The organism is Variovorax sp. 01T439_2, assembly GCF_056398445.1.
Genome location: NZ_JBFTPJ010000839.1, coordinates 1 through 2,651, shown reverse-complemented (window position 1 = coordinate 2,651; position 2,651 = coordinate 1). Strand labels below are relative to the sequence as shown.

The 2,651-nt window shown below is 71.3% G+C and carries 3 protein-coding genes and 1 pseudogene; 2 read left to right on the top strand and 2 right to left on the bottom strand.

Annotated features, from left to right (window positions below; all coding sequences use genetic code 11):
- Nucleotide 1 precedes the first annotated feature (1 nt).
- Both radC and AC1DOC_RS28570 read left to right on the top strand, forming a co-directional pair.
- Nucleotides 2–631 carry a RadC family protein gene (radC, locus tag AC1DOC_RS28575; RefSeq protein ID WP_478131010.1) on the top strand — a complete coding sequence of 210 codons (630 nt, stop codon included), beginning with the start codon at nucleotides 2–4 and terminating at the stop codon, nucleotides 629–631.
- A complete protein-coding gene (locus AC1DOC_RS28570; protein WP_015866810.1) occupies nucleotides 631–1,287 on the top strand; it encodes a Smr/MutS family protein in 657 nt (218 codons plus the stop codon). Before radC ends, AC1DOC_RS28570 begins: the two co-directional genes overlap by 1 nt.
- 14 nt (nucleotides 1,288–1,301) lie before the next feature.
- On the opposite strand, the gene AC1DOC_RS28565 is transcribed toward AC1DOC_RS28570, so the two are convergent.
- Entirely contained in the window at nucleotides 1,302–2,525 is a 1,224-nt protein-coding gene (locus AC1DOC_RS28565; RefSeq protein ID WP_278877256.1) for an NAD(P)/FAD-dependent oxidoreductase, read from the bottom strand.
- 29 nt (nucleotides 2,526–2,554) lie between these two features.
- Nucleotides 2,555–2,651: pseudogene (locus AC1DOC_RS28560) on the bottom strand (globin); the annotation flags it as partial.

Below are 2,651 nucleotides of genomic sequence, written 5' to 3'. Positions count from 1 at the left end.
CATCGCGCGGGGCGCCGCCGCGCTGGCCGACGCCGAGCTGCTGGCGTTGCTGCTGCGCACCGGCGTGGCGGGAAAAAACGTGCTCCAGCTCGCGCAGGAGCTGCTCGACCACTTCGGCGGCCTTTCGGGCCTGCTGCAGACGAGCGCCGAGGACCTGAAGGTGATCAAGGGCATGGGCGGCGACGCCAAGCGCGCCGAGCTCATCGCCGTGCTCGAACTGGCGCGCCGCGCCATGGCCGAGCGCCTGAAGGAGCGCACGGTGTTCGACTCGCCCGGCACCGTCAAGCAGTACCTGCAGCTGCACATCGGATCGCGCCCCTACGAGGTGTTCGCGGTGCTGTTTCTCGATGCGCAGCACCGGCTGATCGTGCTGGAGGAGCTGTTTCGCGGAACGCTCACCCAGACCAGCGTCTACCCGCGCGAAGTGGTCACGCGTGCGCTGCACCACCAGGCCGCGGCCGTGGTGCTGTCGCACAACCATCCGAGCGGCAGCATCGAGCCCTCGCGGGCCGACGAGTCGCTCACGCAGACGCTCAGGGCCGCGCTTTCGCTGATCGACGTGCGCGTGCTCGACCATGTGATCGTCAGCGCCGGCCAGAGCTATTCGATGGCCGAGAAAGGGCTGCTCTGATGGCTTCCCGCACGCCGCCCATCAAGAACCTGGCCGACCTGAAGCAGGTGCAGCGCACGCTGGCCGAGACCCGCGAGCGCGAAGCGGCAGCGGCCGCCGCCAAGGCCGCGGCCGAGCGCAAGCGCATGGCCGAGAAAGACCTGTTCGCGCGCGCCATCGGCGCGACCGAGCCGCTGCGCCGCAAGGCCGTGGTGCCGCTCGCGCCCGAGCCGCCGGCGCCCATTCCGGTGCAGCACCAGCTCGACGAGCAGCGCGTGCTGCGCGAGTCCCTGTCCGACGAGTTCGACGTGACCACCCTGCTCGACGTCGACGACGCCATGAGCTTTCGCCGCCCCGGCATCGGCACCGACGTGACCGCGCGGCTGCGCAAGGGCGACTGGAGCATCCAGGCGCAGGTCGACCTGCACGGCCTGCGCAGCGACGAGGCGCGCGAGGCGCTCGGCGGCTTCATCCGCAATGCCTACAAGCAGGGGCTGCGCTGCGTGCGCGTGGTGCACGGCAAGGGCCTGGGCTCGCCCGGCAAGCAGCCGGTGCTCAAGACCAAGACGCAGCGCTGGCTGATCCAGAAGAACGAGGTGATCGCCTTCGTGCAGGCCAAGCCGGCCGAAGGCGGGGCCGGGGCGCTGGTGGTTCTGCTGGCGCCGGCGCGGCGCTGACTACGGGCCCGCCGCTAGGACAGGTGGTTCTTCAGYGGGATCGAGGCATCCGCCACTGCCGCCGCATCGGGGCTGCGCCCCGCCTCGAGCAGCTTGCGGCTCATCATGTGATCGACCGGCGCATTGACCGACTCGACGCACGCCAGCTGCCCGTCGACATAGTGGAACAGCGAGAACGCCTCGGGCTTGGGGCCGGCGCGGCGCACGCTGGACAGGCCCGGCGTGCCCTCGGCCGGCATCAGGCCGACCATCTGCAGGCGCATGCTGCCCTGGTCGGACCAGAACCATGGCACCGCGTCGTGCGGACGCGGCGCGCCGGTCAGCGTGGCCACGGCGGTGCGCGCCTGGTCGTTCGCGTTCTGCACCGATTCGAGCCGCAGCGCGCGGCCCGCGCGGCGGTCGGGAAAGCGCGTGCAATCGCCCACGGCGAGCACGTCGGGCGCGCTGGTCTGCATGTGGCCATCGACCACGATGCCGTCGGCGCACTCGATGCCTGCGGCCTGCGCCAGCGCCGTCTCGGGCACCGCGCCGATGCCCAGCAGCAGCAGGTCCACCGGCTGCTTCACGCCGTTGACCTGGATCGACAGCAGCCGCTCGCCCTCGACCTCGAACGCGCCGGTGCGCGCGCCGAGCACGATGTCGATGCCCGCTGCGCGATGGGTGGCGAGCACGTGCGCCGACAGCTCGGGAGACACGGCGCGGCCCAGCAGCCGCGGCGCGCTCTCGATCACCTGCACGCTCTTGCCGAGCGCCTTGGCGGTGGCCGCCACTTCGAGCCCGATGAAGCCGCCGCCCAGCACCGTGACCTGCTGCGCGGCAGCCAGCCGAGAGCGCAGGCGATGCGCTTCGTCGGCGGCGCGCAGGCTGGCCACGTTCTCGAGGCCGGGCTGCAGGTCGGGCATCTGCCGCGCGCGCGTGCCGGTGGCCAGCACCAGCCGCTCCCACGGCAGGATCGCGCCCGAGCGCAAGGTGACGGTGTGCGCCTCGCGGTCGATGGCCACCGCCGCGTCGCCCAGGTGCAGCGTGATGCCCGCTTCGCGGTACCAGTCGGCGGCCTTGTGCGGCTGCGTGGTTTCCTCGGCGCTCTTGAGAAAGGCCTTCGACAGCGGCGGCCGGTGGTACGGCTCGCAAGCCTCCTCGCAGACCAGGTGCACGCGCGCGCCCTGCCCGGCTTCAGCCAGCCCCGCGCAAAGCTGGGCCGCGGCGTGGCCGCCGCCGATGATGACGATGGAATTCATGGAAGAGGATCTTTCGTTGTCTGTTTTATTTATTCGCCGCGATTGCGCATCCAGTCGGCCGTCTGGAAAAACGAATCGCGCAGGCGTGCGCGCAATCCCTCGGGCACGCCGGTCTCGCCCATGGCC

Bases quoted from the DNA above. Each gene is read 5' to 3' on its own strand.
- AC1DOC_RS28570 (WP_015866810.1), top strand. From the start codon at position 631: ATGGCTTCCCGCACGCCGCCCATCAAGAACCTGGCCGACCTGAAGCAG.